6 protein-coding genes are annotated in these 9,137 nt (G+C 47.3%); 5 read left to right on the top strand and 1 reads right to left on the bottom strand.

Annotated features, from left to right (window positions below):
* Positions 1-191 (top strand): tyrosine-type recombinase/integrase (locus tag PSI15_RS07100; protein ID WP_273582913.1); only part of this gene is annotated, 191 nt, incomplete at its 5' end.
* 647 nt (positions 192-838) lie between these two features.
* On the opposite strand, the gene PSI15_RS07095 is transcribed toward PSI15_RS07100, so the two are convergent.
* Complete coding sequence (locus PSI15_RS07095; RefSeq protein WP_273582912.1) at positions 839-1,102, bottom strand: helix-turn-helix domain-containing protein; 264 nt, start codon at positions 1,100-1,102, stop codon at positions 839-841.
* A gap of 1,455 nt (positions 1,103-2,557) precedes the next feature.
* Between PSI15_RS07095 and PSI15_RS07090 the strand changes: the two genes are divergently transcribed.
* From PSI15_RS07090 to PSI15_RS07075, 4 genes are read left to right on the top strand one after another with little or no spacing between them, the layout of a single operon-like run.
* Positions 2,558-4,309, top strand: coding sequence for a type VI secretion system baseplate subunit TssF (locus PSI15_RS07090; RefSeq protein WP_273582911.1), 1,752 nt, complete (start codon positions 2,558-2,560; stop codon positions 4,307-4,309).
* Positions 4,310-4,342: 33 nt separating this feature from the next.
* On the top strand, positions 4,343-6,370 hold the full coding sequence (locus tag PSI15_RS07085) for a type VI secretion system Vgr family protein (protein WP_273582910.1): 2,028 nt from the start codon (positions 4,343-4,345) through the stop codon (positions 6,368-6,370).
* On the top strand, positions 6,367-7,149 hold the full coding sequence (locus PSI15_RS07080; protein ID WP_273582909.1) for a DUF4123 domain-containing protein: 783 nt from the start codon (positions 6,367-6,369) through the stop codon (positions 7,147-7,149). Before PSI15_RS07085 ends, PSI15_RS07080 begins: the two co-directional genes overlap by 4 nt.
* 21 nt (positions 7,150-7,170) lie before the next feature.
* A complete protein-coding gene (locus tag PSI15_RS07075) occupies positions 7,171-9,120 on the top strand; it encodes a phospholipase effector Tle1 domain-containing protein (protein ID WP_273582908.1) in 1,950 nt (649 codons plus the stop codon).
* The last annotated feature ends 17 nt before the right edge of the window (positions 9,121-9,137 follow it).

The raw sequence follows: 9,137 nt of genomic DNA, 5'->3' as shown, positions 1-9,137 counted from the left end.
CCCCTCACCGTTTTCGTCATACCCTGGCTACGGAGCTGATGAAAGCACCGGACCGGAATTTACAGTTGGTCAGATGTTTGCTTGGACACCGTAGTCTGGTGACCACGATGGAGTATATTGATATCGATATGGAAATCGCGGGTAAAACCCTGGCGAATGAACTGGCGTTTTATCTGGATCTTGCTGTGTAATCCGTTAACGTGATGTAAAAAAACAGGGCAGGATATCAGCGGGATTGCCCTGACGGTGTCACTGGATTATGGAATGGTTTGGAGGTGGAGACACAAAACAAAGAAACCGGGAAGTGTGCTCAAAGAGCAATTCTGACCATCACCTGACTTGACATCAGAATCAATTACTGAAATCATTACTTTCAATGTAAAAAGGTGAGCACAAACTGTGTTCACCTGACTTTGTATAGAGTGGCTGTTTTTAGTTTATTAACTTACGCAAAGTAATAGATTATATTCATTAACATTTGCTTAACAGCACTTATTTCCGACTCACGTGTTAAGTTATTGATATCACTTCAACAAACGAGCTTTAAAAATTGGTGCCGGAGGCGGAATCGAAAATAAATGTAATTTATTGATTATTATTAATTTATTTTCAGATGTCTCTTTTGTGCCCCTTTTAATGCCCCTGAATTATTTTGTTACATGAATCTCGGCATGGGGCTGATTATACTAACTTTTATTACGTTTGTATATTTTTTTCGTTGTTTTACAGCAAAAAAGCCATGAGGTTTAAAAATGGACAAATTTGTCGGCTATTTCATACTCAGGGCTTCATATTAAAATTTATCATTTTTACGAAGTCGATCACAAATTGAGGCAGGTTATTCCTGTGGTTTATCGCGAACCTTGCGTTCAATCAGTTGACCACTCACACCAAAATAGCGACTCGGCCAGATTTCCGAAGGATGTATACCGAGGTAGTTCGCAATAATCCACTCCCCTTTAGGCCACGGGCGGCTTAATGCGTTTGCTAATGTCGATGAACTGAGTCCCGATTCACGCGAGACAGCCGCTAAGGTTGTACCACGTTTACGTAATGCAGCAATAATATCGGCTTGGTGCCAGTCATTTCTAACGTTATTCATTCCTGCTACCCCTTCCATTAATTAAACATTGATGGTGGTGATTCAGACAGGGTTTGCAGACCGGCACTTATTCCGGCGAGGCATAGCCTCCCCAGCCTGAACCACCATAGAAAAGGTAATAGCAAGAACACTGGTAAAGTATCTTACCAGTGTATAAGTGCGCAAGGCTGCAAAACCTTGACCATTGGATTTTTCCAATGGCGTGGATACTTTAACTGATTGTTTTATCTGACTCAATAACTGAATTACTAAGTCTAATGATTATGAATCCGCTCAATATCGCGTCAGTATCCATTACAATATTTCAAATTCATTATTATTTTAACTGTAATTAAATGATATTTATCATTATTTTAAATGAAGACACAATGAATCCTGCCCTCAGCCATCGGACAAACTCAGAGGAAAATACGGACGGCTAAATAATCTTTGTTGTTTATTCTCGTTCGTGATCGCTTTGCTATCCGCATTTCCCCTGTGTTTTCAGACCATTTTCATTCATTTCTAACATTTTGAAACATTCTCTGCGTGTCGGTTAGGTTCACCGTTCCGTGGTGCGTCAGATAATGTGTAGCAGAGAGAGCATTGTGTTGAGTTATTGCAGGAGTTCGCTACGTGCATGCCAGGCACGGCGATGGTGTACTCCCCGTTCAGTGCCTGATCTCAGTCAGGATGAACGCCTCATTAATCGTGACGTGTGTCATATTTCCTTTTTTGCTGTATCAGCCTGTTTTAAGGCAGTGGGTTGAAAACCAGACTTGAAATTCGTTCATCAATCAAACGAAATGTCAGTCAATGGCCTGTTTCGAGAGGTTGCACTGAGTAATTCGTAGTTCAAATCGGCCGTAAAGCCAGTCCGGTTGCGCTCAGGACGTTTTCTGCCCGGCGGCGTCACTTGGTAATCGCTACGCTGTTACGCAAGTGACGCCGCGCAGCTTTCGGGACGTTTGTTATTCGTGGATAAGCATGTCGGTGAATGTTGTACCGGTTAAAATGGTATAAGTCAGAACGTGGCAAATACCATTCTGCGGGGAGTGTGTGATAAGCCGGTGCATAAACCGGTAAACCTTCATCGCGGACGGTGGGTTATGTGTCCGGTGATATCTGCTTCCAAAAGTGCGCAGATGTACCGCATTGCAATGCTCTCCCTTTCAGGCTACGGGAGTTTTTGCTCGCCACCCGAAGGCGATCCTGACAGGCGATGGATCATTGTTGTAGAAAGAATGTTAGCGCTCAGGCCGAATAGAGTCAAATAGTGGTGATTCTGCCATCCTTATTTTTGCCTGAATTCCCGTGCAAATTCCGCTAATACCCCCATATTCCACCAAAACCAGACGAAAATTGAATCTAATTGGTTAATTAATTTCACTGATGAATGTGTACAATTATAGACCGAATCTCTATTAATTCAGCACCATTCCGATATCTGATGGATAACAACATAAGTGAAATTTAATGAAAAACAACAAGGAATCGCTGTACCTGCAAGAACGAGCCTATCTGCGGGAGCTGGCGCAGCGCGTAGCGAAAGCGTCACCCCATTTAACGGATTTTCTGGTCACCGCCCATGATCCGGATATTCAGCGCCTCTTTGAAGCTTTTGCGCTACTGATCGCCCGCTTACGGGACAAGCTGGAAGATGATTTTCCCGAAATTACCCACGGCATTCTGTCCCGTATCTGGCCGTTAGCGTTATGTCCGATTCCGCCCACCACGATAGTGCAATTTTTCCCCACCGATGGCGAACATCAGGGCGCTGCTGAGATACCCAAAAGCACTTCCGTTTCTGCGCAAGTGGACGGGCAGCTGCTCAGTTTTAAAACCAGCCGCCCTTTGCATATTGAGCCTTTGGTTGTGCGGGATCGCACGGTGAAGAAAACCGGCACCCACAGCGAAATCATCCTGACCCTGTGCCAGACGGGAAGTGTTTCACCAGTCTGGAAGAGCGGAACGCTCTCTTTTTTCCTCGGCACGGATACCGAACGCGCGGCACAGCTCAGCCTGTGGCTGGATCAGCATATCTGTGAAATGCGCCTGAGAACACAGGGTGAACAGCGCAGGCTGAACTGCTTTCCTTATGGCTGGCATGATTTACTGGATAATCCCATCCTGCCGATGGGAAAAAGCCCCTACACCGGCCTGCAAACGCTGGTGGAATATTATGCGCTGCCCCATCTGTATAACTTTGTCACCCTTGATATTGGCCGTTACTACGCGGAAATCCCACTCAACGCGGACGGCACTTTTGAGCTGATTTTTCGTTTTGAAGGCGAACTGCCGCTGGATGAGGTCGGTGATGCTTTTATGCTGGGCTGTGTGCCGGCCATTCATCTGGAAAACCGGCTCAGCCCGCCCATTCCGCTGAGTGCCGGCAATAACACGTATCCCCTGCCGCTGGGCGAGGCGGTAAAACTGTTCCGCTTACGGGATATTCAGGTGGTTCAGCAGCCCGGGGAGGATGCACAACGGGGCACGCCTTACCGCTATCTGCCGATAGAGCAGTTTACCCCCGCCGCGGATCTGCTGGCCGGGGAAGAGCCGGATTATTTCTACTATCAGCTTCGCACCGAACGTGATTTGCTGGATCGTATTCAACACTCGTTGCATTTTTTTGACCTGACGGGCAAACCGGCCCGCAATTTGCCTGAACTCACTGTCACCTGCGATTTTACCGGCTACCACGAACCCGCGATGGCACTGGGGCCGGGCAGCATTACCGTGATGCAGGAAGGTGCGCCTTCCCATCTCAGTGTACGCAATATCACGCCGGTCACGGCAGATTACCCGCCGATGTTGCAGGATAATTCCGGCTGGCCGCTGCTTTCCTGCCTCGCCAGCCCGCCTGTTTTATTGTTTACCACCGAAGGGATGCCGCATTTTCTCCGCCTGTTTGACTATTATGCCGAATTTAATCGCCCCCTGAGCCGCCATATCCAGCGGCATATCGACGGCATTATGCAGGTGGAAGAGCGCCTGATCGACCGGTTGAAACTGGGCCGCCCTATTCGCGGGCGTCTGCTGTCACTGACCCTGAATCCCGACTGCTACGCGGATCCGGGGGAAATGTACCGTTTCTGCCGGTTAATTAATCAAGCAATGGCCTGTTTTGTCAGCCAGTCCACCTTCGTCAAACTGGATGTATCTACTCCGAACCAAAAAGTTCTTTGGCAATTCAAAGAGATCTATGGGACACGCATGGAAATGTAATTCGTCAGGGATCATAACAAGGAGCAAAATAAAATGAATATAATAAACGGGTTAACGGCGGCCAAAAGCGGATTACGCTTTACGTTTCAGATAGCCGGCCTGCCTGAAACCACCTTCGCCGTGGGCGAGTTTTCCCTTCAGGAAGGGTTATCTGAACTGTTTACCCTCAATCTGACGCTGGTTCAGTCTTTGCCAGAAAACCCCTTTAAGCCAAAGCCGGAAATTGATTTAACCGCGCTGCTGATGCAGGAAGCGGTGTTACAAGTGTTTAACGGCACAACGCTGCAACGCAAAATTACCGGCATTATCTCCCATGCGGACTGGGCGGGTACCGACGGCAATAAAATCCTTTATACCGTGACGGTTCGGCCTGCGCTCTGGCGTCTGACGCTCAATCAGGACAGCCGGATTTTCCATCAGCAAAATGTGCCTGCCATCCTAAACGGCCTGTTGAAAAAGCATAAAGTCCGCGCTGATTCGAAACTCTACGATCCCCATCAGGACCGGGAATATGTGACCCAGAAGCGGGAATCGGACTATGGGTTTTTCAGCCGTCTGGCCGCGGAAGAAGGCATCAGCTTCTGGTTTGAGGATGAAACGCTGTTTTTCAGCGACAGCCATCTGGGGATGACGGCGGGGTTGCCGCTGCTTTACCAGCCGCAGCCGGAAACCGCGCATGGGACAGATACCGTTTATCAGGTACGGCTGGGCGTCGGGATGAGTCCGCAACGCAGCCTCCACAAAGACTTTAACTACGACAATCCCCGTTATCATCTCTCCCATATGACCAGCAGTGAAGGTTTCCGCGATTTTGGCAGCCAAACGCCGTATACCGTATTTGAAAGCTACGGGCGTTTTCAGAAAGATGCCGCCGCCAAACCGTTTCTCAAATACCGCCATGAAGCACTGGATAACCAGAAAAAAATCGGCAGCGGCAACAGTAACTGCATCAAACTGATGCCCGGCAAAATCTTTGAGATTAAAAATCACCCGCATACGCCACTGAATGCCCGCTGGCAGATTGTCGGTATCAGCCACCACGGGCGCTGCCCGCAGGCGCTGGGCGATAACAGCGGTGACGGCACCACACTGACCAACCAGTTCAGCTTTATTGACGGCCTTGCCGACTGGCGTCCGCCTTTCCACTACAAACCGCTGGCCGATGGCGATGAAACGGCGATGGTGGTCGGGCCGGAAGGGGAAGAGATTTTCGTTAATAAAGACGGTGCGATTAAAGTCCATTTCCACTGGAACCGCTATGACCCGCCGGATGACGGCGCTTCCTGCTGGGTGCGCGTGGCGCAAGGCTGGAACGGCAACGGCTTCGGTTTTATGGCGATCCCGCGTATCGGGCAGGAAGTGATTATTTCCTATCTCAACGGGGATATTGACCGGCCAATCGTCACCGGCTGTGTCTACAACGGCCTGAACCGCCCACCGTTAGACTTACCTGCCCAGAAAACCCGCACGACCTTCAAGACTAAAACTCATAAAGGCAAGGGCTTTAACGAACTGCGGTTTGAGGATGCCAAAGGCAGTGAAGAGATTTATATCCACGGCCAAAAAGACTTTACCGCCCATATTGAAAACGATGCTTACTGGCATATCAAACATGACCAGAAACAACGCATTGACAACAACCGTTACCACGATATCCGCGCCGATGACCATCATCAGGTGGCCGGTTCGCGCAAAATCACCACTGAAGGCGATGTCTCCCACCGAATTGCCGGTAGCCAGCATATCCAGACCGGCGACGCCACCGTGATTGACAGCGGACAGGAAATCCACCTGAAAAGCGGCGGTAAAGTGGTGCTGGAAGCCGCGGCAGAAATCACCCTGAAAGTGGGCGGCAGTTTTCTGAAAGTGACGCCGGGCGGGATTTTATCTTCCCCCATCAGCGTCGGGCAGGGTTCAGGCGGCAGCGGGCGCGGGATTTCCTTACTACTGCCCGAGGGGGTGGAGCCATTGCCGGAAGTGGAATTCACCGCCAAACCGGCCTGTGCCAATCTCGCACAGCAAGAAGAAAACTGGATTATCACAGGAGCAGAAGAAGCATGATGGAATCGACCGATTGGAAAAGCTGGCTGTCACATCAGGACAGAGGGGAGTGTTATTTTCTAGTCAACAGTCTGGCGAAGCCGAACCCCGTCCAGACCTTTTATCTCAATGGCTGGACAGAGCAGGCGTTTCCGCTCTACAGCGGTACGCCGATGAATGCCATGCTGGAACAAAGCCCGTGGCTGATTCAACCCAAAGCAAAATGCCTGCCGGAACTAGCTCTGCTTCTGGATAAACACGAATTCAGTGATGCCAGTTGGGGCTGGGGATATCGCAGCACCTTGCCGTGGTCATTTCAGTTAGAGCACTGGCGGTTACATCAGCAGGTTCTGCTGCGCGGGCAAGTGGTGGTTTTGCGTCTGATGGATAACCGTATTTTCACACCCCTGCTGCCCGCCCTGCAACCGGGTGACTGGCGTGAACTCTTAACTCCGGTCAATGAACTGATGATCGATACGCCCGATCCGTATTGTTATTACCGCCCAGAAAATTGCCCTCAGGAACTGGCAGAGAATTTATTTGTGCTGGGTGATCATCTGATTGAAGCCCGTTACTCAACTGATACCACCCTCAAAAATCTGGCTTATGCCTTAAGTTGTCAACTTTGGGAAAACAATGCTGAATTAGCACTCAAACTGGATGAACCGGAAGGGCAATTGCAAAGCAGTCTTGTGGCGTGGCTGAAACAGGCGAGAGATGAAAAACATAACCTGAACAAACTCACTGTTGAACACTTTATTACAGATAATCAACAAATTGCACTTAACAAAGAAATTTAAGTTTAATTAGGGAAGAAAAGAATGAGTCAGTTAGAACCGACGGATTGCATTGATTGCCAAAAGATATTGAAACACTGGATTGAATTTCAATTAGTTGATGAAGAAGGTAAACCTCTGTCAGGAATGCCTTATAAATTGAAAAGCCGAGGGAATAAAAGCATTGTGCGAACGGGTACCACAGATGGGAACGGCTTATTACGTGAAGAAGATCTTCCCCCCATGCCAGTGACGCTATCTGTTACAGCACAGCCTCTTGCCGATGAAATAGTTAAACGAATTCCTCGTCAGCAAACTGGCGAAGCCAATTCCCCTGTTAAGCCAACGGCTATATTGGACGGGCATGAATACCAATATATTACGTTGGGTATGCTCAGTGATGCATACCCTAAGATTAAAGGCTGGCAAGAAGATGAATTGAAATTATCTGAACACTTTAAAAATTCGACATTAAAAGGTTTCAGCACATCTCAGCTTAAACGAAGGCATGTGTTGGAAATGCAGGTGATTGAAAGTGGCATTAATTTGACGATTGGCGTCTTTTTTGATGGAACGGGGAACAATGTGGATAATACCAACGAACGTCTCTGTGCCATAACAGAGGATGGGTTTCCTTCAGAACAGCTTAATGATCCTAACTGCTCATTCAGCAAATATGGAGCACCCGGTGATGTCTGGCGGCTAAGTTACGATAATTATTACACTAATGTGGTTTTCTTATACAAAATTTATAGGGCAAATGAAATTAGTGAAGGAAATCATCAAATTAAAGTATATGTTGATGGGGTTGGCACTCAGGCAGGTGAATCTGATAGTGTCGTTGGATATGGAACAGGAAGAGGCGATACGGGTGTTGTCACTAAAACGGATATTGGAATACAAAAAATAAAAAGTGAACTTACGGAATTTTTGAAAGAAACAAAGGATAATATCCGATCACTACAGTTCGATATTATTGGCTTTAGTCGAGGGGCTGCATCATCCCGCCATTTTGCTAACCGTGTGTTGAAACAAGATGATGATTTATTAAAGGTACTTAATGAGTGTTTTGCTGATCATCGTTATCTGGAAAAATCAACCAACCCTACAGGCAAGACTCGTTTTTTAGGTATTTATGACACTGTTACTGCAATTGCTGAAATGAACAATCTGCTCAACCCTCATAATTCTTCTGTGACGGGACCTGCTAATATATTTTTATCTCCTGATATTGCAAAAAGTGTTTTCCATATTACAGCGCAGAATGAATGCCGTTATAATTTCTCCTTAAACAGTGTAAAACCTCACTGGCCTGAACTTGAGCTGCCCGGTGCACATGCGGATGTTGGCGGCGGATATGAGCCTGTGAGTGATGAAAATTTATGTATCACCCGACCGAAAATGATGCAAGTATCAGGGGTTGGAGTACCTCCAGATAGTCATCTTCATGTTTATAAAAATGCTCAAAAGGAGTTGGCTCAGTTAAAAAAATCCCCGACCATTGGTTCATTAATCACAGATGAAAATACCAGGCTCATCACATGGCGCGATGACAGTTCAGAATATTCCAGGCGATCGGGTTCAACCAATGTAACGGCGGCGGCCGTTCTTACTCGTACCATCAAAAATGATTGGTCCAAAACAGGTATGCTGGTCATGCAAGATGCTGCCCAAGAAGCGGGATTGGTTTTTAATAAGCCAAGCGATAAAGATAGTAATTATCAACTTCCGGCGGAGCTTCAGGCTATAACAGAAAAAGCGATTGCTCAGGGGAGAGCTATCAGGCAGGGGCAGAAACCTGAGCCTTTTACTCAGGAAGAACTGACATTGATATGGTCTAAATATAGTCACTTTTCAGCAAATTGGAACAATACGAAAACAAAAGGTAATAGCATCCAAGGTGATGTTCTTCCAGCAGAAATTGCGTATGCGAATCGTCCTAATAGTGATTGGCGTAGAACTATTTTTGATAATAATGGCAAGGATATTTCATAGTGAGAAACAACAATACA

It is taken from the genome of Xenorhabdus sp. PR6a (assembly GCF_028599065.1).
Lineage (GTDB): Bacteria > Pseudomonadota > Gammaproteobacteria > Enterobacterales > Enterobacteriaceae > Xenorhabdus > Xenorhabdus doucetiae.
Note: the sequence above shows the minus strand (reverse complement) of the source record. Positions and strands in the feature narration are given on the sequence as shown.